General features: G+C 71.3%; 16 protein-coding genes and 1 tRNA gene. 11 read left to right on the forward strand and 6 right to left on the reverse strand.

Annotation, left to right across the window (positions count from 1 at the left end; translation table 11 throughout):
* Positions 1-109: 109 nt before the first annotated feature.
* From J2S22_RS09830 to J2S22_RS09860, 7 genes are read left to right on the forward strand one after another with little or no spacing between them, the layout of a single operon-like run.
* Positions 110-1,099 (forward strand): ABC transporter substrate-binding protein, encoded by a 990-nt coding sequence (locus J2S22_RS09830; RefSeq protein ID WP_272777105.1) that lies wholly within the window; start codon positions 110-112, stop codon positions 1,097-1,099.
* Positions 1,096-2,535: a dihydropyrimidinase gene (hydA, locus tag J2S22_RS09835; RefSeq protein ID WP_272777106.1), complete on the forward strand. Its 1,440-nt coding sequence runs from the start codon at positions 1,096-1,098 to the stop codon at positions 2,533-2,535. The genes J2S22_RS09830 and hydA overlap by 4 nt, the downstream gene beginning before the upstream one ends.
* A complete protein-coding gene (locus tag J2S22_RS09840) occupies positions 2,526-3,287 on the forward strand; it encodes an SDR family oxidoreductase (RefSeq protein ID WP_272777107.1) in 762 nt (253 codons plus the stop codon). Before hydA ends, J2S22_RS09840 begins: the two co-directional genes overlap by 10 nt.
* Complete coding sequence (locus J2S22_RS09845; RefSeq protein WP_272777108.1) at positions 3,280-4,086, forward strand: D-glutamate cyclase family protein; 807 nt, start codon at positions 3,280-3,282, stop codon at positions 4,084-4,086. Before J2S22_RS09840 ends, J2S22_RS09845 begins: the two co-directional genes overlap by 8 nt.
* A complete protein-coding gene (locus tag J2S22_RS09850; RefSeq protein ID WP_272777109.1) occupies positions 4,083-4,508 on the forward strand; it encodes a GlcG/HbpS family heme-binding protein in 426 nt (141 codons plus the stop codon). The genes J2S22_RS09845 and J2S22_RS09850 overlap by 4 nt, the downstream gene beginning before the upstream one ends.
* Complete coding sequence (locus tag J2S22_RS09855) at positions 4,505-5,395, forward strand: ABC transporter ATP-binding protein (RefSeq protein ID WP_272777110.1); 891 nt, start codon at positions 4,505-4,507, stop codon at positions 5,393-5,395. Before J2S22_RS09850 ends, J2S22_RS09855 begins: the two co-directional genes overlap by 4 nt.
* Positions 5,392-6,171 (forward strand): ABC transporter permease, encoded by a 780-nt coding sequence (locus J2S22_RS09860; RefSeq protein WP_272777111.1) that lies wholly within the window; start codon positions 5,392-5,394, stop codon positions 6,169-6,171. Before J2S22_RS09855 ends, J2S22_RS09860 begins: the two co-directional genes overlap by 4 nt.
* Before the next feature lie 70 nt (positions 6,172-6,241).
* Here the strand turns inward: J2S22_RS09860 and J2S22_RS09865 are convergent, their stop codons facing one another.
* From J2S22_RS09865 to J2S22_RS09880, 4 genes are all read right to left on the reverse strand, one after another.
* On the reverse strand, positions 6,242-7,639 hold the full coding sequence (locus J2S22_RS09865) for an alpha/beta hydrolase (protein WP_272777112.1): 1,398 nt from the start codon (positions 7,637-7,639) through the stop codon (positions 6,242-6,244).
* 43 nt (positions 7,640-7,682) lie between these two features.
* Positions 7,683-9,341 (reverse strand): carboxylesterase/lipase family protein, encoded by a 1,659-nt coding sequence (locus J2S22_RS09870; protein ID WP_307155820.1) that lies wholly within the window; start codon positions 9,339-9,341, stop codon positions 7,683-7,685.
* Positions 9,338-10,645, reverse strand: coding sequence for an alpha/beta hydrolase family protein (locus tag J2S22_RS09875; RefSeq protein ID WP_272777113.1), 1,308 nt, complete (start codon positions 10,643-10,645; stop codon positions 9,338-9,340). The genes J2S22_RS09870 and J2S22_RS09875 overlap by 4 nt, the downstream gene beginning before the upstream one ends.
* 708 nt (positions 10,646-11,353) lie before the next feature.
* Positions 11,354-11,430 (reverse strand) — tRNA-Met (locus J2S22_RS09880).
* Between the two features lie 189 nt (positions 11,431-11,619).
* Here J2S22_RS09880 and J2S22_RS09885 point away from each other — a divergent pair.
* The 4 genes from J2S22_RS09885 to J2S22_RS09900 all read left to right on the forward strand — a co-directional run bounded on the left by J2S22_RS09885 (position 11,620) and on the right by J2S22_RS09900 (position 17,808).
* Entirely contained in the window at positions 11,620-12,474 is an 855-nt protein-coding gene (locus tag J2S22_RS09885) for a CHAD domain-containing protein (RefSeq protein ID WP_272777151.1), read from the forward strand.
* A gap of 59 nt (positions 12,475-12,533) precedes the next feature.
* Entirely contained in the window at positions 12,534-13,058 is a 525-nt protein-coding gene (locus tag J2S22_RS09890) for an MgtC/SapB family protein (protein WP_272777114.1), read from the forward strand.
* A gap of 88 nt (positions 13,059-13,146) precedes the next feature.
* Positions 13,147-14,754, forward strand: coding sequence for a C1 family peptidase (locus tag J2S22_RS09895; RefSeq protein WP_272777115.1), 1,608 nt, complete (start codon positions 13,147-13,149; stop codon positions 14,752-14,754).
* 111 nt (positions 14,755-14,865) lie between these two features.
* The gene (locus J2S22_RS09900; RefSeq protein WP_272777116.1) at positions 14,866-17,808 is read left to right on the forward strand and encodes an autotransporter family protein; all 2,943 of its coding nucleotides are present in this window, start codon (positions 14,866-14,868) and stop codon (positions 17,806-17,808) included.
* Positions 17,809-17,850: 42 nt separating this feature from the next.
* Here J2S22_RS09900 and J2S22_RS09905 read toward each other — a convergent pair whose 3' ends face one another.
* Together J2S22_RS09905 and J2S22_RS09910 are read right to left on the reverse strand one after the other, a co-directional pair.
* Positions 17,851-18,267 carry a GlsB/YeaQ/YmgE family stress response membrane protein gene (locus J2S22_RS09905; RefSeq protein ID WP_272777117.1) on the reverse strand — a complete coding sequence of 139 codons (417 nt, stop codon included), beginning with the start codon at positions 18,265-18,267 and terminating at the stop codon, positions 17,851-17,853.
* 250 nt (positions 18,268-18,517) lie between these two features.
* A complete protein-coding gene (locus J2S22_RS09910) occupies positions 18,518-20,314 on the reverse strand; it encodes a potassium/proton antiporter (RefSeq protein ID WP_272777152.1) in 1,797 nt (598 codons plus the stop codon).
* Positions 20,315-20,351: the final 37 nt, after the last annotated feature.

The following is a 20,351-nucleotide window of genomic DNA, read 5'->3' on the forward strand; positions in this document are numbered from 1 at the left end:
CGCCGATTGCTGAGGTCCCGTCGGGCCTTCTCGCCTCGACTCCGCACCAGGAAAGGGACACGACGTGGTGACCTCCGCACCTTCCCGACGCACGCTCCTACAAGCGGCCGTGGCCGCGCCATTCGTCCTGGGGGCCCGCCCGGCCCGCGCCGCGACGACGGTCCGCTTCTCGCTGGCGGCGCCGTTCGACGGCTCCAACGCGGCGTTCTTCCTGGCGCAGCAGAACGGCTGGTTCAAGGAGGCCGGCCTGGAGTGCCAGCTCGACGCCGGCGCCGGCTCGGGCGAGGCGGTGTCGCGGGTCGGCTCCGGCGTCTACGACGCCGGCATCGCCGACATCAATTCGATGGCCGAGTTCAACGTCCGCAACGCGGCCGCGGCGATCCGCTGCGTCTACATGGTCTATTTCCGCAGCCCGCTGTGCGTCGCGGCGCTGACCAGGTCGGGCATCACCAAGCCGGCCGACCTCGCCGGCAAGACCATCGGAGCCGCGGCGCCTGACGGCGCCTATCGCCTGTTCACCACCTATGCCAAGGCGGCGTCGCTCGATCCGGCCTCGGTCAAATGGAACATGGTCGGCCTGCAGCTGCGCGAGGCCGTGCTGGCCGGCGGCAACGCCGACGCCATCCTGGGCTTCGACTCGACCATGTATTTCGGCCTGGTGAAGGCCGGCCTCGCTCCGGCGGACATCCGCTTCCTCTACTATTCCGAGGTCGGGCTCGACCTCTACGGCAACGGCATCATCCTGTCCCAAAAGTTCCGCACCGAGCAGCCGAACGCCGCCAGGGCGCTGGTCGCCGTGGCGGCACGCGCCTGGCAGGCGGCCGCCGCCGATCCGAAGGCGGCCATCGCGGCCCTCAAGGCGCACGCGCCGCTGATCAACGCCGCGCTCGAGGAAGAGAAGCTGCGCTGGCTGATCAAGAATCAGATGACGACGCCGGAATCGACCGCGAAGGGCCTCGGGGCCGTCGATCCGGCGCGACTGACGAAGAGCATGGAGGCGGTCGCGGCTGGCTTCGGGCTCGCCGCCGTGCCGACGCCGGCCGACCTGTTCGATCCCGCCTTCCTGCCGGCCGCCGCCGTGCGGAAGCTGCCCGCATGAGCTTCGACACGGTGATCCGCGGCGGCACCATCGCGACCGCTGCGGACGTCTTCGCGGCCGATCTCGGGATCCGGGACGGCCGCATCACGGCGATCGCGGAGCGTCTCGGCGACGCCGACACCGTGATCGACGCGACCGGGCGGCTGGTGCTGCCCGGCGGCATCGACGCGCATTGCCATCTCGACCAGCCGCAGGCGCCCGGGCTCGCCGCCAAGGGCGCCCGGATGGCGGACGGCTTCCGATCCGGCAGCATCAGCGCCGCCTTCGGCGGGACCACGACGATCGTGCCGTTCTGTGTGCAGCACCGCGGCGAATCGCTCGCCGCCGCGGTCGCCGACTATCACGGCCGCGCCGAGGGCCACGCCGTCACCGACTACGCCTTCCATCTGATCGTCAGCGACCCGACGCCGGCCGTGCTCGGCCAGGAGCTCCCGGCCCTGATCCGCCGCGGCCACACCAGCCTCAAGGTCTACATGACCTACGAGGCCATGCGGCTCTCCGACCGCCAGATCCTCGACGTGTTCGAGACCGCGCGGCAGGAGAGGGCCGTGGTGCTGATCCACGCCGAGAATCACGAGATCATCGGCTGGCTCGCCGACCGGCTGGAGCGCGCCGGGCGCACGCGGCCGCACGAGCACGCGACGTCGCGCCCGCTGCCGGTCGAGCGCGAGGCGACCCACCGGGCCGTCACGCTCGCCGAAATCGCCGGCGTGCCGCTCGTCGTCGTGCACATCACGGGGGGCGAGCCGCTCGACGAGATCCGCCGCGCCCGCGCCCGCGGCCATGTCGTGATCGCCGAGACCTGCCCCCAGTATCTGGTGCTGACCGCCGACGATCTCGACATGCCGGATCTGCTCGGCGCCAAGGCGATGTGCAGCCCACCGCCGCGCGACCGCACGGCTCAGGCCGCCCTCTGGCAGGGCATCGAGGACGGCACCATCGACATCATCAATTCCGACCACGCGCCGTACCGGTTCGACGCCGAGGGCAAGCTGAAGGCCGGCCCGCGGGCGCCGTTCCGGGCCATCGCCAACGGGATTCCGGGCATCGAGACGCGGCTGCCGATCCTGTTCAGCGAAAGCGTCGTGAAGGGCCGCATCGACATCCAGCGCTTCGTCGCGCTGACCGCGACCAACAACGCCAGGCTCTACGGCCTGCATCCGCGCAAGGGCACGATCGCGGTCGGCAGCGACGCCGATCTGGTGCTGTGGGATCCCGAGAGGCGCGTGACCATCACCAACGCGCTGCTGCACCACAATGTCGATTACACGCCCTACGAGGGTCTGGAGGTGCAGGGCTGGCCCGAGACCGTGATGAGCCGCGGCGAGATCGTGGTCGAGCGCGGCGAGCTCAAGGGATCGCCCGGACGTGGCCGGTTTCTGGTGCGCGACGTCTCGTCGGCCTGGAAGACGCGGGAGATCGCGGCATGGATCTGAGGATCGCCGGAAAACGCGCGCTCGTGCTCGGCGGCAATCGCGGCATGGGCCTCGCCGTCGCCACGGCGCTGGCGCGCGAAGGCGCCCGCCTCGTGCTCGCGGCCCGCGACCAGGACGCGCTCGCCGAGGCGGCCGAGCGGATCGGCGGCGCCGACACCGTCCCGCTCGATCTCGCCGACACGAAGAGCCTCGACGGCTTCGCCCGCGCGGTCGGCGACGTCGACATCCTGATCGCCAACACGGGCGGGCCGCCCTATGGCGGCGCGCTCCTGCGCGATCCCGCAGACTGGGAGGAGAGCTTTCGCGCCATGACGCTGTCGGTGATCCGGCTGACCGACCTGTTTCTTCCGGCGATGCGCCGGGCCGGCTGGGGCCGCATCGTGACCATCGTCAGCACCGGCGCCGTGCAGCCGATCCCGGTGCTCGGCATCTCCAACACGCTGCGGGCCGCGCTGCTCGCCTGGTCGAAGTCGCTGGCACCGGAGATCGCCCGCGACGGCGTCACCATCAACGTGCTGATGCCGGGCCGCGTCGGCACCGAGCGGGTGCACATGACCGACGCAGCGACCGCGGCCCGCGAGGGCATCGATGTCGAGACGGTGCGGCAGCGCTCTTGCGCGCAGATCCCGATGGGTCGCTACGGCGAGCCCGACGAGATCGCCGCCGTGGCCGCCTTCCTGTGCAGCGGACCGGCCTCCTATGTCACGGGCAGCGTCTACCGCGCCGACGGCGGGATCGTGCGGCATGTCTAGACCCGCCACCGTCACGCTGACCGAGATGGCCGAGAGCGAGACCGGCCTCGCGGTGCGCCGGGCGACACGCGTCGGCTGGGACGGCCTCACGGTCGGCCGCGCGCCCGGACACGTGCAGGCGAATCTGGTCGTGCTGCCGGAGCGCTTCGCCGACGATTTCGCAGCGTTCTGCACCGCCAATCCGGCCGCCTGCCCGCTGCTGGCACGCGGCACGCCGGGCGCCGTGGCGCTGCCGACGCTCGCCCAAGACCTCGATCTGCGCAGCGACCTGCCGGCCTATCTGGTGCACGAGAACGGCTGCGCACGGCGCGTCGGGGATCTCCGCTCCGTGTGGCGTGGCGACCTTGTCGCCTTCGCGATCGGCTGCTGGTTCGGCGCCGAGGCGGCGCTGCGGGCGGCCGGCATCCGGCTGAGACACGTGGAACTCGGCATCCAGGGGCCGCTGTTCCGCACCGATCGCCGCACGGTCGCGTGCGGACCCTTCGCCGGGCCGCTGGTCGTCTCGATGCGGCCGTTCGCCACCGCCGACGTAGAGACCGTCGCCGCGATCACGGCCGCCCTGCCGCGCAGCCACGGCGCGCCGATCCATGCCGGCGATCCGGCGGCGCTCGGCATCATGCACCCCGATATGCCGGACTGGGGCGAGCCGCTGCGGCCCGAGCCCGGCGAGACCGCGCTGTTCTGGCCGTGCGGCCTCACCGCGCTGGCCGCGGTCGAGGCGGCACGCGTGCCGTTCTTCATCACCCACGCGCCGGGCGCCATGCTGGTGACGGATCTGCTCGAAGGAGACATTCGGTGACCCTGCTGCGGCCGAGCACGAAGCTCACTCACACGGGCGCCCTCTTGGTTCTCGCCGCCGCCGAGGAGGCGGCGCGGGCGATGGGCGTGCCGCAATGCATCGCCGTCGTCGACGAGGGCTGCAACCTCCTGGCCTTCCTGCGCATGGACGGCGCCCGCGTGCTGTCGATCGAGAGCGCCACCCGGAAGGCGATGACGGCCGCGGTGACCGGCACGCCGACCGGCGGCATCGCGCCCGACAAGGCGCTGCTGCTGGCCGAGGCGACCTCGGGCCGGATGACCAATCTGCTCGGCGGCGTTCCGCTGGTCGCGGGCGGCCAGGTGGTCGGCGGCATCGGCGTCGGTTCCGGCACGGGCGAGCAGGATCTCGAGGTCGCGCAGGCCGCCGTCGCCGCCTTCATGCGGGCCCAGGAGCAGCCATGACGGACGCCGTGCCGCTGCCCGCCCTGCCCGTCACCGAGACGCCGCCGCTGCTCGACCGGATCGTCCAGCTCGAGAACGTGCGGGTGCGGTTCGGCACCGGGGACGCTTCCCTCCTGGCGCTCGACCGCACCAGCCTGACGGTGCGTCCGGGTGACTTCGTCGCCATGGTCGGCCCGTCGGGCTGCGGCAAGTCGACGATCCTCAAGCTGGTCGCCGGACTGCTGCGCCCGACCGAAGGCAACGTGTTCGTCGCCGGCCGCGAGGTCGGCGCCGAGCGCATCGGGATCGGCATGGCGTTCCAGAACCCGACCCTGCTGCCGTGGCTGAGCATCCGGCAGAACATCATGCTGCCGCTCAAGATCGTGAAGCCCTATGCCGACACGTATCGGCGCGACCGGGAGACGGTGTTCCGCGACCGGGCCGAGGCGCTGCTGGCGCGAGTCGGCCTCGCCGGCTTCGGTGACCGCAAGCCGTGGGAGCTGTCGGGCGGGATGCTGCAGCGGGCCAATCTCTGCCGCGCCCTGATCCACGCGCCGAAGCTCCTGATGCTGGACGAGCCGTTCGGCGCGCTCGACCAGTTCACCCGCGAGGAGCTGTGGTCGGTGCTGCAGGACCTGTATCTCGAGACACGGCCGACCGTCTTTCTCGTGACCCACGACCTGCGCGAGGCGGCCTTCCTGGCGAGCCGCATCCTGGTGATGAGCGCGCGGCCCGGCCGCGTCGTGGAGGACCGCGCCGTCGACTTCGCCCGGCCGCGGACGCTCGAGACCACCTTCGCGGACGCCTTCGGCGCCCTCACTAACGAGCTGCGGCGGCTGATCTTCCAGGCCCGGCAAGACCAGGCGGCGATCGCACCGGCGACGGCGACACAGGAGACGGCGGCATGAAGCTCACCCGTCGCGCCCGCGACCACATCAAGTCGGCGGCCTGCATCGTGGCGCTGTTCGTCGCCTGGGAGCTCGCCTGCGTGGCGTTCAGGATCAGCCCGATCGTGCTGCCGCGGCCGACCGCCGTGATCTCGACCCTGATCGTGCAGATGCCGGCGCTGTGGCCGCACATCCTGCAGACGCTCGCCACCACGATGCTGGGATTCCTGCTCGGCACCTTGATCGGGGTGGCGCTCGGCGCCTTCGTCGGGGTCTCGCGCTCCGCCTACAACACCGCCTATCCCCTGCTGGTCGGCTTCTCGTCGATCCCGAAGGTGGCCGTGGTGCCGATCTTCGTCCTGTGGTTCGGCTCCGGCACGGTGCCGGCCGTGCTGACCGCGATGACCACCTGCATCTTCCCGATCGTCGTCAACGTGGCGACCGGGCTCGCCACCACCGAGCCCGAGATGGAGGACGTGCTCAAGGCGCTCGGCGCCAGCCGACGGCAGGTGCTGTGGAACGTCAGCCTGCCGCGGGCCATGCCCTACTTCTTCGCCTCGCTGAAGGTCGCCGTGACGCTCGCCTTCGTCGGCACGGTGCTGTCCGAGACGGTGGCGGCGAATCGGGGCATCGGCACCGTGATGATGATGGCGACGGCAAGCTTCGACGTGCCGCTGGTCTTCGCCGGCCTGTTCGCCCTCGCCCTGCTCGGCATCCTGCTCTACGTCGTCTTCGCCGGCATCGAGCAGCGGGTCTGCGGCTGGGCCACCCGCAAGCAGGACCTCGCGGTGGCGTGACGGACCGACCGGCCCCGGACATCGAACGGACCGAGCCTCCCTCCCAGCATCTCGGCCGGGCCCGCATCGCTCAGTCGCGGGCGGGTAGGACCTCTGCCGGCCGCCGGCTCGATGCGGCCGCCGGCGCTCGCAGCCCCTTCGACGGAACGCCGGCTCCGGCACCCGCGAAGGTCTCGTCCAGCCAGTCGAAGACCTCTTGAGCCATCAGGCTCCGGTTCTCCATGACGACATGGTTGGCGGCGCCTTCGGCCTCCGAGGTGACGACGAGAGACTTGCGGGGATTGGCGAGACCGTCGAGACAGATTCGATTCTGGCGCTGGATCTCCGCGCTCTTCATCTCGCCGCCGGCGACCAGAACGAGGGCGGGGCTCGTCACCGCGGCCGGGTCGAAGCGAAAATACCGGTTGGCCGCCACCAGTCCGGGCAGGTCGTTCATGTCGACCCCGAAGCGCCACGCGATCAGCCGGTTGGCGATCTGCTCGAACGAGGACCAGCCGGCGACGATGTCGGGGGTCGCGGTCGCCACCGCCATCCTGGCGACGCCGGCGCCGGCGTCGACGACGCAGTTGTTCATGACGATCGCGGAGATCCGGTGGTCGTGCGCCGCCGCCTGGGGCACGAAGCCGCCGCCGCTGCTGATGCCGTAGACCGCCAGCCGATCGCGGTCGACGTCCCGGCGCGCCAGTGCATAGTCGACGACAGCCTCGAGCGGCACCTCGATGTCGGCGCGGAAGACGCGGCCCTCGCGCGGCAGCAGCCCCTGGCCGGGCAGATCGACGGTGAGAAAGTTGTAGCCGCGATCGAACGCCTGCGGCGCGACATAGAAGTACTGGTCCTCGGCGAAGGTTTCCGCGCCACCGATCACGATCAGCGTCTTCGCCGGCCGGTCGCCCGCTGCGGCCTTGCGGAAATAGCCGGGCAGCACCGTGCCGTCGAAGGGGATCTCCACGTATTCGAGCTTCGGTTCGAGCAGCTCGCCGGCCCGTCTCATCAACGTTCGGCTCTTGCGGGCGGTCTCGAGAAAGAGCGGATCGTCAGGCGTCATCGCCACCAGGGCGATCCGGTAGGCATAGCCGGCACGCATGAACTGGTCGCGGGCGCTGACGCGATGGTGTCCGGCGAGCGAGCGCTCGCCGCGGGCTTCGAGGAGAGGGGCGGTGCGCAGCCAGGCCGCCCGCCAGTTCGCCGCATCGCCGTCGACGATGGCCCGTGCCGTGGCGAACGCCTCGCCGATCTCGCTGCCGTGGTTCACCGCAGCGCCGAGCACCAGCGAGCCGAAGACGAAATCCATCGTCCGGTCGCGAAACCGGAATCCGAGATGGGCGGCATGCGGGTCGAGCGGCGCCTCGACAGCCGGCCGATCCGGCGGCCCGGCCACGACGACACTGCCGCCGACGATTACGGCCGCGAACAGGCCCGAGAGCGACGCGACGGACCGCAGCAGAGCCGACCTGTTCGACGTGGTCACGGCCTCCGGTCTCCTCGATCTTGCCCGTCCCCGGCGAGACGACTCATCGCGTCAGTCCGAACCGTGACGCCCGGTCGATGAAGTCGCTCTCCGCCCGGAACAGGCCGCTCTCGCGGCGAACCGTGTCGGCGAAGTCCAGGTTCTCGTCGGTGACGGCGCGATAGACGGGCCATTCCGGCAGCCCCGGCCCGTTCGGATTTCCGGTCGTGGCGAAGTTCACCCAATAGGCCATCACCTGTCGCGAGAGGGCGCGATCGAGCTCCGTGTAGCCGTCGGCGTCCGTCGTGTTGCCGAACACGTAGGCGAGGTCGACGCCGTGAAAGGCGCCGAGATCGCGCGCCCGCGCCGTGTTGGGCCGGCGGGTGAAGCGGTAGAGATAGGCCTTGCTGCCGGCCCGTTCCGACGACCTGGCCATGAACCGCGCCGGCTGGGCATTGACCGCCACGGTGATGAACCGGTCGATGGCGCGCGGCACGTCGGCGTCGCTGGCGGCCGGAAAGATCGCCAACGCCTGATCCTTCGCTGCACCGAATCGGGCGGCCATGAAGGCGTCGTACGTCCGAAGCGTCAGGCCGCCGACCCCGCGCAGATAGGTGGTGCCTTCGTTGCCGGTGCTGCCGACGATCATCGGCACCCGAGCCCGCGTACCGTTCAGCGCGGCCGCGACCGGATCGCGCGGCAGCACGGTGCCGTCGAGGACCGGCGCGAAGAACAGGCCGTCCTCGAACAGGCCGGTCCTGCAGTCGGCCGCCTTCACCACCTCCATCGCCGTCTTGGCACGCAGACAGGAAATCTCGTCGGCGACACCAGCGCAGCCGAGCCTGACCGCGAGCCGATCGCTCATCGTCGCGACGGCCGTGCCGTCCCCGTCGAAGGCGGGCGTGAGGTATTCCGAGCCGACGACAGGCCCGCCGCTTTCGGCGATGGCGCGATGGAAGAGTCCCTCGCCGAGTGGACTGAGGGTGAGGAGCGACACCGAGCGGGATCCGGCCGACTGGCCGAAGAGAGTGACGTTGCCGGGATCGCCGCCGAACACCGCGACGTTGCGCCGGACCCATGTCAGGGCCGCGATCTGATCGAGCAGGCCGAAGTTGCCGGACGCCGCCGGCCCGGGCTCGCCGGCGAGCCGCCGATGCGGGAAGAACCCCAGCGGGCCGAGGCGATAGTTGAGCGTCACCACCACCACGCCCTGCCGAGCGAGCGTGGCGCCGTCGTATTCCGGTTGCGAGGAGGCGCCGAAATTGAATCCGCCGCCGTGGATCCACACCATCACGGGCCGCTTGTCCGCACTCGCGGCGGCGGGTGCCCAGACGTTCAGGGTGAGACAGTCCTCGCTGGCGGTCGCCTCCAGCAGCCCCGTCTGCGGGCAGGCCGGGCCGTAGGCGGTCGCATCGCGGATCCCAGTCCATCCGGCGGGCTCCCGCGGTGGCGCCCAGCGCAGCTCTCCGGTGGGCGGGGCCGCATAGGGGATACCGAGAAACACACCGATGCCGTCCGCGATCCGGCCGGACACGCTGCCGCTGTCGAGCGCAACGACCCTGGCCGGCTCCGACGCCGCGGCTGCCGGCCCGGCGGGGGCGAACCCGGCGACGGTGAGCCCGACGACGAGGCAGGCCGCCATGAGGCAGCGCCGCGCCGTCGCCGCGCGGTCCGCCATCCGCCCTTGCATTGTCACGGCGCGCACCGGTCGGTCCGCGGTCATTTCTTGAAGATGTCGTCGAGCCAATCGAACACCACCTGGGCCATCAGGGCGCGGTTTTCCATGATGACGTGGTTGGAGGCGCCTTCGTCGAGCGGCGTGACCACCAGCTTCTTGTTGGGATGAGCCAGCTTCTCGAGGCACACCGCCTGTTGCCGCTTCGTCTCGGCGTTCTGGTACTCGCCCTCCCCCACCAGCGACAGGGCCGGCACCGTCACCTTGGCGGGATCGAAGGTGAACCCCTTGTTGGCCGCCACCAGGCCCGGCACGTTGTCCATCGGCACGCCCCAGCGCCAGGCGACGAGCTTGGCCGTGTTGCCGTGGAAGGACGAGAAGGTCGCGATCTTCTCCGGAGTCGCGGTGACCACCGGGGTCATGCTGGCGAAGAGCGGCTCGGCGTCGACGACGCACGAGCTCATCACCACCGCCTTGATGCGCCGATCGTGCTCCGCCGCCTGGGGAGCGAAGCCGCCGCCGCCGGAGATGCCGAACACCGCGAGCTTCGCCTTGTCGACGTCCTCGCGGGCCGCGAGGAAATCGACCGCCTTGCGGATCGAATGCTGCATCTGCGGCCGGAACACCTTGCCTTCCAGCGGCAACAAGCCCTGGCCAGGCAGGTCGAGCGTCATGAAGTTGTAACCGCGCGCGATCGCCTGCGGCATGATGTAGAAGACGAGATCCTCGGCGAAGGTCTCGCCGCCGCCCAGCATCAGCAGCGTCTTGCGCGGCTCGCCGTCCGCTGCCGCCTTGCGGAAATAGCCGGGCAGCATCGTGCCTTCGAAGGGAAGCTCGACGTATTCGAGCGGTGGATCGAAGAGCTTGCCGGCGTCCTTCATGGCGTCGCGCGATTTCGCCGCGGTGGGACGCAGCCGCGGATCGTCCGTCATCATCGCCAGCAGACCGAACCGATAATAGTTGGAGGCCCGCAGAAGCTGCTGGCGGGCGCTGACGGCATGGCCCTCGGCCAGCGACTTGCGGCCTCGCGCCTCGGCCCGCTCCGCCGTCCGAATCCACTGCTCCTGCCAGCTGGCGGCGCAGCCGTCCTTGATCTTGGAGACCGTGTAGAAGACTTCGCCGGTCTCGGCGCCTCCGTTGCCGATCGCGCCGAGGACCATCGACCCGAGTGTGAAATCCATGTCGGTGTCGTCGAAGTGATAACGCACATAGGGCGCGTGCATGTCGAACTCTTCGGCGACGCTCTGCGCCGGGGGCCTCGCGTCCTCGGCCAGAGCCGCGCCGGCGAGACAGGAGGCGAGCGCGCAGACCGACAGGACAGCGCGCCCTGCCGACGAGCCACGGATTTTCATGATGTCGATCCTTCGGGAGGGGCGGAGTGGATCGAAGCTCCGAGGACGGACGTGATTCGAGCCCGCAATCGGAACGGTGGGTGATGTCTCATGCTCAAATGCTTCGTATCTGAAATATCGATACACGGCCGAAGGATGTCGCACGGAAGTTCTAATCTTTCGTGTCGGCGTGGCATGGCGATATCGGCGACATAAAGGAAAAGGCCCAGGATCCGGGATCCGATCGTGTCCCGTTAAGTACTGTTTCCGATCCGATCGACAGCAGAAACAATGAATGGCGTGACGTGACCTGCTCCGGATCCTTCCCCGCGCACGATCGGCCAGCAACAACCTGTCACATGCGTCGTCATGAGCGGTCGTTCGGTCACTCCGGGAGCTCGGGTCGGCGGCGGGACGCAGGGGCACGATCCGCCGGTCGGCCGATCGGGGAGAGGAGCGTGCCGGATCGACCGGAATTCGGGGCTCGCCGGCTTCCCGTTCGTGCACGGTCCATTACGGCAAGTCGAAATGGCGCGGGCCGTCACCGGCCGGCGGCCCCCGGTCGCTCGCGCCCCGGAAAACTGTCGCAAAACCCGATTAGGCTGCAACCGTCGGCGCCGCCGGCCGCGCGCCGCAGGCTTGGCATGGCGCCGCAGGCCGTGCATGGCGCGGCCAATAAAAAAACCCGCCGACTCTCGCGAGGGGCGGGGGTAAGATCGATTCGGTGATTGGTTGCGGGGGTAGGATTTGAACCTACGACCTTCAGGTTATGAGCCTGACGAGCTACCGGGCTGCTCCACCCCGCGCCAATCTCTGTCCGGCGGGCGACTAGTCGGTCGCTGCCGGCGCGCGGCTTATGTAGCACAGCTTCGGCGAATGGGAAGCCCATCGTGGGACAGAATTTGACGGTTTCGGGCATGGCTCGGCTGCCGGCCGGAACCGACGGAAAAGTAAAGGAAAATCCGGGCGTTCATGTTCCGGATGTGTTGCGTGAGGTGGCCCGCGCGGCGTTGACCGAGGCGCGCGGCGCGATCACGTCGCCGGATATCGCCGAAGCCGAGGCGATCCACGACTTCCGCAAGGGGATGAAGCGCTGGCGGGCGCATCTGCGCCTGGTCGAGCCGTTCCTGGGCGACGAGGGCCGGCGGCTGCGAATCGAGGCGCGCGATCTCGCCCGCCTGCTCGCCGGCGCCCGCGACGCCCGCACGGCCCGCGACGCCCTCGAGGACCTCGGCAAGCTCGACGAGGAGGTCGACGGCGGGCCGCCGCTCTCGGCGCGCAGCATCGCCACCGTGACGGCGCGGCTCGACGCGATCCGGGCGGAGGCTGAGGGCGTCTCGCTGACCCCGGAGACCCGCCAGCAGATCGACGAGACCCTCCTGGCCGCCACCGAAGGCGTGAAGTACTGGCCGATCGGCCACGTCTCGTTCCGCGACATGGCGAGCGAGCTCGCCCGCCACTACGCGCGGGCCCGCCGGGCGATCCCGGAGGACTGGCACACCGCCGATCCCGAGACCCTGCACGGGCTCCGCCAGCGGGTGGTGATTCATCGCTACCAGATGGAGATCGTCGCGCCGCTGTGGCCGCGCTTCGGCGAGTTCTGGGTGGGCGAGGCGCAGCGCCTGCGCGACCGGCTGGGCCATCACCAGGACCTGATCATCCTGGCCGGCTTCACCGACCCGCACGGGCCGCTGGCGCCGTGGCGCTCGCGCCTGGCGCCGCTGATCGCGGCGCGCCGGGCCGAGCACGTCACGGTCGCGGCCCGGCTGGCCGGCCGGCTGTTCGCCGATTCGCCGAAGAGCTTCCGGCGCCGCCTGCTCGCCCTGTGGGAGCACCGGGTGCCGAACTGAGGCGGGCCGGGCCGGCGGAACGGCCGCCCGGCGCCCTCGTTACCTCCGAAAGAGCCGCCGTGACCGCGGCCGCACCGGAGGACCGTTCCCTGCACGACATGCTCGACATCGCCGAGGTGCTGCTGCGGCTCGGCGCCGCCACGCTGGCCGGGCTGGTGCTCGGGCTCAACCGCGGCATCCGCAACAAGCCGGTGGGCATGCGGACCCTGGCGCTGGTCTCGCTCGGAGCCGCGACGGTCGCGGTCGGCGCCATGCAGGTCGAGGGCATGACGGGCCACCCGGACGCGACCAGCCGTGTCGTCCAGGGGGTGATCCAGGGCATCATGACCGGCATCAGCTTCATCGGGGCCGGCGTCATCCTGCACGACTCCGACGCCGGCAAGGTGCAGGGCCTCACCACCGCCGCCACGGTGTGGATGAGCGCGGCGCTCGGCATCGCCTGCGGCCTCGGCGGCTGGCAGACCGCCGTCGTGGCCATCGCCATCGCCCTGTTCGTCCTGGTGGTGATCCACTGGATCGAGCGGCTGACCGGTCGCGAGGAGGCCGATCCCGACGCCCGCGTCGACGCGCCGGACGGCGGCTGAACCGCCGGGCGCTTCCGCCACACCTTACCGTCGGGATACACTGGGCCGGCCGGGACCCCTCCGGCGGCGCAGAGCCTGGGCTGTCCGCATGCACGACCCACATCGCCGGCGTCTTGCCGCCATCAGGGCGGCCGCGATCGCGGCCGCCGCCCTCGCGCCGGCGGTCGCCGCCGCGCAGCCGGTGCCGCCGCCCGATCCGCCCGACACCGTCTACGCCACCGGCGACGCGCCGATCGACGAGGCGACGAAGCGCAGCCTCGCGAGCACCGAGGCGTTCCGCGCCTTCCTGCCGGTCTCGGTCGACCTCTCCGCCGGCATGCCGCCGCCCGGCCGCCAGGGCAAGCTGCCGTCCTGCACGGCCTGGGCCGTCGCCTATGCGGCGCGCAGCTACTACGTCGCCACCGGAGAAGGCCGCGACGTGCGCCAGGCGACCAACATCGCGAGCCCGGCCTATGTCTACCATCTGGCCCGCGCCACCCCGGACTGCGGCGGCACCAACTTCGTCCGCAACATCGAGGTGCTGAAGCGCGGCGCCCCGTCCATGGCGTCCTACCCTTACGCCGACCAGTGCACGCCGCCGCCGGGCCCCGACGTGGCGGCCCGGGCCGGCGACTTCCGGGTGCGCGGCTATCGCCGCATCGACCTCGCCCGGCTCGACGACATCAAGGGCCAGCTCGCCCTGTCGAACCCGGTGCTGATCTCGTTCGCCGACAGCCTGGCGTTCCAGAAGCACCGCGGCGACGGCGTGTTCACCGAGCCGGGCTTCGCCGGCCCGCGCGGCTGGCACGCCATGACGCTGACCGGCTACGACGACCGCCGCCAGGCGTTCCGGCTGATCAACTCCTGGGGCCAGGGCTGGGGCGACCGCGGCTATGCCTGGGTGAGCTACGACACCATCCGCCAGCGGGTGCGCGAGGCCGGCATCCTGGACGTGCTGCGGACCCAGCGCCCGCCGCCTCCGCCGCCGGTCGGGCCGGCATCGATCCCGGCGCCGCCGGTCGAGCCGCGGCCGCCCTCGCCCCTCGTCGCCGGCGTCGACCTGCCCGAGCTGAAGCGGCTGCCCTGCGCCAAGGTGACGGCGCGGGCCGAGGCCGGCCGGTCCGTGCTGAGCGGCTTCGTCGCATCGGCCGAGGATCTCGACGCCGTGCGGCGCGCCGCCGCGGCGCGCCCCGGCACCGTGGTCGGCGACGTGCTGGTGGCACCGTGGCCGCAATGCGAGGCGATGCAGACGCTCGACGACGCCCTGGCGGCCGGCGACCGGCCGACCGTGGCGATCGGCGGCAGCGGCGTGCTGCGGGACGGCGACCCTGTGCGCATCGCCGTGCGCACGCCGAGACGGCCGCGTTATCTCTACGTGTCCTATGTGCAGGTGGACGGCTCGCTGGTGCACCTCGTGCAGCCGCGCGGCGACAGTCCGGAGCCGGCCGCGGCGGGCCGCACGCTGGTCTTCGGCGACGGCTCGGACGGCCGCCCCCGGGCGACGGTGAGCGCTCCGTTCGGCCGCGAGATGATCATCGCGATCGCGTCGACGACGCCGCTGTTTCCGCGCGCGCTGCCGACCCGGCAGACCGAGCGCGAGTATCTGTCGGCGCTGCGCCGCGCGCTGCTGTCGCAGCCCTCCGCCTCAGCGGCAGGCGCCACGCCCGGCCGCGACGTCGCCGCCACGGTGCTGAGCCTGGAGACGCGCGGCCGCTGACGACTTCCGCGCGAACACGGCGCGCGGCTCGCGCGAGCGCGCCATGTCATCTCTCTGTCATTTCCCCGACGCTACTTGATTAACCAGGGGTTAATCGGAACGGGGGTTGTGATGGCGCGTCTTCTCGCCGGGGTGAGTCGTCTGTCGTTGATGGCCGCGATCGCGGCCCTGGCGACTCCCGCACCGGCCCTCGCCGCCGACGTCGTCGTCCCGGCCGGCACCACCGACACCACGGCCAAGACACTGGCGGACGGGACCCGCCTGATCGTCGAGGAGACCGGTGCTCTGTCGGTGAGCGGCAGCACCGCGGTGACGTGGACGGTCGCCACCCCGACCGGCATCACCATCGAGAACGCCGGCACGATCGAGTCGACCAACAGCAGCGGCCGCGCCATCCGGTTCAATGCCGCCAGCGGCAGCCTGCTGATCGTGTCCATCACCAACACCACGACCGGCATCATCAGGTCGACGAGCGACGCCATCCAGGCCAACAGAGACGTGGCGAGCGGGAGCGTCATCACGATCGACAATGCCGGCCTGATCACGTCGACGAGCAGCGGCCAGGCGATCGACCTCGACGCGGTCTCCGCGGCGACCGTCACAATCGTCAACCAGTCGACCGGCACCATCTACGCCGCCGACAACGACGCCATCCGCCCGGGCAACAACTTCGTCATCACCAATTACGGCCAGATCATCGCCGAAGCGGTGGCGGTGCCAACCGACCGGCCGAGCGCCGACGGCATCGACCTGCAGGACGACCACACCGGCACGATCTACAATTACGGCCTGATCTCCGGCGCGAAGAGCGGCGTCAACGCCGGCGAGAACAGCAGCCCCACCGTTTACAACTATGCGGGCGGGGTCATCGTCGGCCAGGACGGCTCCGGCATCGGCTCCGACTACACCGCGACCGTGTACAACTGGGGCACGATCACCGGAACCATCGACACCACCTCGGCCCGGGGCGACGGCGACGGCATCGACGTCGACTACACGGCGACGATCGTCAATTACGGCCTGATCCAGGGCCTCGGCGCGAAAGGCTACGACGAGGACGGCCGCCTCAACCGCAGCGAGGGCATCACGATCGGCGGCGGCACGATCGACAACTACGGCACCATCTCGGGCGCCGACTACGGCATCACGGTCGGCAACGACCACAACACCGACGGTTCCCGCAGCGGCTACACCTCGACCACGATCGTCAACTACGCCGGCGCCACCATCGTCGGGCTGAGCGGCTACGCGATCCGCCTCGAGAACAAGACCGGCACCACGGCCGACAACGACTCCATCGTCAACTACGGCACCATCATCGGCAACGGCACCATCCCGGACGCCAGCGGGACCGTCTATCTCCAGGACGGCTCGGTCGACACCAGCTCGGTCGGGACGCTCGACGGCGTCACCTATACGGGCACGGGCTCGGCGCGCTTCATCCTCGGCGACGGCTCGGCGATCCAGATGGGCGAGGGCGCCGACGTGCTGGCCAATTACGGGACCATCATCGGCAACACCGGGCGCGCCATCAACATGGAGGGCGGCGCCGACACGGTGACGATCGGGGCGGGCTCGAAGATCGTCGGCCTGGTGAACGGCGGCGCCGGCACCGACACGCTCGACTACCTGAAGGTCGGCCTCAGCGACGCCAAGAAGGCCGCGCTGCTGGCCGGCGAGACCGTCAATATCGGCGGCACGCTGTACACGAGCTTCGAGGCGTTCACCGGGATCTCGCGATCCTTCTCGTCCTACGCGACCAGCGGCCTGACGAGCGGCATCGCCTGGGCGCTCGACAACGGCTCCACCACGACGGGCGCGAGTCTCGCCACGCAGACCGTCGTCGACCGGGTGGCGAGCGCGACCGACGTCGCCGGGGCGATGGCGCAGCTGACGCCGCGCGCCTTCCAGACTTTCACGACGATCGGCATCGACACCGCGCTGCAGACCACCGAGACGATCGGCCGGCGCCTCACCCAGGCGCGGCAGGGCGGGGCGGCGTTCGAGATGCGTGGCGTCGACGCGATCGCCGCGCTGGTCGATCGCCACCGCACCGTCGCCGGCATCGCCGGCGGGCCGGACGACGGGCTCGATCCGCGCCTCGCCGCCGTCTCGACGGCGTTCGCCTCGGCCGCGCCGGCGACGCGGTCCCATCCGGCCTTCGGAGCGCTCGATCCCGCCGCGGCCGCGGCGGCCGGCATGCCCCTGAAGGCCGCCCCGATCGTCCCTGACTCGCCCTGGGGCGGCTTCCTGCAGGGCAGCGCCTCCACGGCACGGCAGAGCGCCGGCGCCACCAGCCCGGCCATGCGCTACCGGACCGCGGGCGTGACGGCCGGCCTGGACTACCGTCTCGCTCCCGATCTGCTGCTCGGTGTCTTCGGCGGCTACGGCCGCACCGACACGGATCTCGACGACGTCGGGAGCACCGGCACGGTGACGACGTGGCTCGGCGGCCTCTACGGCGGCTGGCGCGCCGGCAGCTGGTTCGTCCAGGGCGCGGCCCTGTACGGCCGCAGCGACTACGACAGCGTCCGGGCGGTCCTAGGGACGGCGAACACCGGCAGCACGACCGGCGACCAGGTCGCCGTCCAGGGCGCGGTCGGCACCGATCTGCGCTTCGGGCGGGTGATGCTCACCCCCGAGCTCGGGCTGCAATACACGAAGGTGACGATCGACGCCTTCACGGAGACCGGCGATGCCGCCCTGGCGGTGGGCGACAACACGGCGGATTCGCTGCGCAGCAATCTGGGCGTCCGCGGCCGGACCGAGTGGCGGACCGGCTTCGGGCTGGTGACGCCGGAGTGGCGAGCGTTCTGGCAGCACGAGTACCTGGACCAGGAGCGGGCCCTGACGGCGACGTTCGTCGACCAGGCGTTCCCGCTGCCCTTCGCCACCACGGTCGGTGGCACCGGACGCGACTTCGGCGTCCTCGGCATCGGCCTGACCGCCTTCGCGGCCGACCGCATCCAGGCCTCGATCGGCTACGACTTCAAGTTCGGCGCCGACGACTACCAGGCGCATGTCGTCGGCGGCCGGCTGCGGGCGGCGTTCTGAGCGGGCGCCCACCGCGCGGCGGGGCCCACTTCATCCGGTCGATCAGGACTCGCGCATCCACAGGCGGGAGCGTTCCGCCTCGCTGACCCGCACCGGACGCGCCGGACGCGGCCGAGGCGCGCGCGGGGCACCGGCCTCGTCCCCGTCGGCCGGGAGCGGCCGGCCGTCGGGGACGGCCCGCGGGCTCATCTGCGACGCCCAGGTGTCGGCGAGATAGCGGGCGCCGGCGACCACGATCGCGGCGCCGACCAGCGCCGTGGCGACGACCGCGAAGGTCGAGGCGTCGGGGCCGACGCCCAGCTTCGGCGCGGCGAAGGCCCCTGCGAAGGCGCCGACCAGCCCGGCGACGATGTCGCCGATCAGGCCGAAGCCCTCCTCCTGCGAGACGAACCGGGCGCACCATCCGGTCGCGGCGCCGACCAGGGCCACCAGCACCAGGGTTTCGAAGGGCAACTCCATCGGGGGTCTCCGTGACTTGCGACTGAACCGACTGCGACCGAGCGGCCGTGACTGTCCCACACGGGCGGCGCGGCCGCCACGGCCGTGGCCGGGAGAAGCGGCGGCGGCTCGCGCGGGGCGACGACCGGGCTCCGGGGCACCCCGGCTCCGGGGCACCCCGGCTCCGGGGCACCAACGTCGCGGCGAAACCGCCGTTCCGCAACATGCCGCCCGGTCCCGCGACGGCATGACGCGCCGCGCGCAGCCTGCGTCAGGCCTCCAGAAACGCCCGGACCAACCCGCGGACGCGGGCCACCAGTCGAACGAGCTTCCGGTTGCGGTCGCGCGGCTCCGGGTCGGGATCGGCGAGGCGCAGACCCACCCGGGTGACGCGCCCGCCCGTCTCGGCGCTGACGACCAGCGCGATGGCGCCGAGCGGCACGACGTCGCCCGGATGCGGCGGATGGCCGAGCCGGCTGGCGAAATGATCGGCGAGCGTGATGTCGCGATCGTCCGGCGCGATCTCCAGGCCGTAGATCTCGGCCAGTGCCCCGAGCGGCACGTCGGCGCCGACGAAGAAATCGCCGAGCAGGCGCGGATCCGGCGCCGGCGGCGGCGGCATGTCGACGAAGAAGCGGTCGAGCGCCTGCGCCTTTTCGGGCGGCGCCAGGAGATAGACATGGTCGCCGGGCCGGATGGCGCCGGCCTCTGCGGCCGACAGGACGCGCTGCTCGCGCACCACCAGCACGGGCTTGGCCCAGGACGGCACGATCCGGCGCCGCAGATAGGGATTGCTGGCACCGACGTGATAGCCGACCAGCTCCTGCTCGAGCTGGCCCGGGAGATCGAGCTCGACCCGGCGCGGCGCCGGCTCGGCGCGCGGCAGCGCGATGCGCAGCAGCTTCGCGGCGGGGGCGAGCGTCCAGCCCTGCACCAGCAGCGAGACCAGCACCACCACGAAGCCGATGTTGAAGTAGAGCTCGGCCCGCGGCAGCCCGACCAGCAGCGGGATCGACGCGAGGAAGATGCCGACCGCGCCGCGCAGCCCGACCCAGGAGATGAAGGCGCGCTCGCGCCACGAGAAGCGGAACGGCGCGAGGCACAGGAACACGGCGACGGGCCGCGCCACGAACATCAGCGTGGCGGCGATCGCCAGGGCCTGCAGGCCGTGGGACATCAGCCGTTCCGGCCAGGCGAGCAGGCCGAGCAGGACGAACATGGCGATCTGGGCGAGCCACGTCGCCGCGTCCAGGAAGGCGATGACGGTGTTGTGGGCGCGGGTCGGCCGGTTGCCGACGATCAGGCCGGCCAGATAGACGGCGAGGAAGCCGGAGGCGTGCACGGACTGGGCGACGCCGAACACCGTGAGGGCCGCCGTCGCCACGAAGGGCGCGTGCAGGCCCTGCGGCAGGGCGAGGCGGTTGAGCGCCAGCACGGTGGCGCGTCCGCCGATCAGGCCGATCGCGGTGCCGCCGATCCCCTGGGCCAGCAGGCTCCCGACCACGGCAGGCCACGGCCGGTCGCCCATCACCAGGAGCTCGACCAGCAGCACGGTGAGGAAGATCGCCAGCGGATCGTTGGTGCCCGACTCGATCTCGATGGTGGCGGCGACGCGCGGGCGCAGGCGAAGCCCGCGTCCGTGCAGCAGGAAGAACACGGCGGCCGCGTCCGTCGAGGCGACCACCGCGCCGACCAGCAGCGCCTCCAGCCAGTTCAGCCCGAGCACCCAGACCACCACGGGCGCGGTCAGCGCGGCGGTGAGGAACACGCCGATCGAGGCGAGCGTGATCGACGGCGCCAGCACGCTGCGGAAGGTGGAGAAGCGGGTACGCAGGCCGCCGTCGAACAGGATCAGGGCGAGCGCCACCGAGCCGACCGTGTAGGCGAGCTGCACGTCGTCGAAGCGCATGCCGCCCGGGCCGGCCTCGCCGGCCAGCATGCCGACCACGAGGAACACGAGCAGCAGCGGCGCGCCGAAACGGAGGGCGACGAGGCTCGACAGGATGCCGGCGAGAACCAGGAGCGCGCCGAGCAGGATGGAGAGACTGACCGTGTCGAGCGAATCCATCTTGCGTGCGGGCACGTCCTGGGTGGTGGGAGACCTG

Source organism: Rhodoplanes tepidamans (assembly GCF_030813915.1).
Lineage (GTDB): Bacteria > Pseudomonadota > Alphaproteobacteria > Rhizobiales > Xanthobacteraceae > Rhodoplanes > Rhodoplanes tepidamans.

Excerpts from the sequence above, each read along its gene's own strand:
- hydA (WP_272777106.1), top strand. The coding sequence starts at position 1,096 with ATGAGCTTCGACACGGTGATCCGCGGCGGCACCATCGCGACCGCTGCG.
- J2S22_RS09840 (WP_272777107.1), top strand. The coding sequence starts at position 2,526 with ATGGATCTGAGGATCGCCGGAAAACGCGCGCTCGTGCTCGGCGGCAAT.
- J2S22_RS09845 (WP_272777108.1), top strand. The coding sequence starts at position 3,280 with ATGTCTAGACCCGCCACCGTCACGCTGACCGAGATGGCCGAGAGCGAG.
- J2S22_RS09855 (WP_272777110.1), top strand. The coding sequence starts at position 4,505 with ATGACGGACGCCGTGCCGCTGCCCGCCCTGCCCGTCACCGAGACGCCG.
- J2S22_RS09860 (WP_272777111.1), top strand. The coding sequence starts at position 5,392 with ATGAAGCTCACCCGTCGCGCCCGCGACCACATCAAGTCGGCGGCCTGC.
- J2S22_RS09870 (WP_307155820.1), bottom strand. The coding sequence starts at position 9,341 with ATGACCGCGGACCGACCGGTGCGCGCCGTGACAATGCAAGGGCGGATG.
- J2S22_RS09875 (WP_272777113.1), bottom strand. The coding sequence starts at position 10,645 with ATGAAAATCCGTGGCTCGTCGGCAGGGCGCGCTGTCCTGTCGGTCTGC.
- J2S22_RS09895 (WP_272777115.1), top strand. The coding sequence starts at position 13,147 with ATGCACGACCCACATCGCCGGCGTCTTGCCGCCATCAGGGCGGCCGCG.
- J2S22_RS09900 (WP_272777116.1), top strand. The coding sequence starts at position 14,866 with ATGGCGCGTCTTCTCGCCGGGGTGAGTCGTCTGTCGTTGATGGCCGCG.
- J2S22_RS09905 (WP_272777117.1), bottom strand. The coding sequence starts at position 18,267 with ATGGAGTTGCCCTTCGAAACCCTGGTGCTGGTGGCCCTGGTCGGCGCC.
- J2S22_RS09910 (WP_272777152.1), bottom strand. The coding sequence starts at position 20,314 with ATGGATTCGCTCGACACGGTCAGTCTCTCCATCCTGCTCGGCGCGCTC.